We start from the raw sequence: 247 nt of genomic DNA on the forward strand, positions 1-247 counted from the left end.
CCGCAACTTTTGAAATTAAATTCCCATTTCCCATGAGCGCTAAAGTTTTATTTCATAGTATTTTTCAGATCCTTTAGGGAACGAACAGTCAAAATTGTATTTCTTACTTGCGCTTTTATCAACCTTGAATATCGATTTTAACGTCGGATTACTGTAATTGAATATGAAATTTATTTTCTCTTCTATATTCCTTTTAGGGTGGCATAAAATCTTCGAGAGCGTCTCCTTGTTTGGAAGTTTATGCGAG

The 247-nt window shown here is 33.6% G+C and carries 1 protein-coding gene; it reads right to left on the bottom strand.

The genetic code is table 11. The annotated features are described in order from the left end of the window. Positions 1 to 39: 39 nt before the first annotated feature. Positions 40 to 247: hypothetical protein (locus SCA31_RS24930; RefSeq protein WP_410699632.1), on the bottom strand; the 208-nt coding region annotated here is incomplete at its 5' end.

Origin of the sequence: Chryseobacterium sp. SIMBA_028, from assembly GCF_046535285.1 — a bacterium.
Lineage (GTDB): Bacteria > Bacteroidota > Bacteroidia > Flavobacteriales > Weeksellaceae > Chryseobacterium.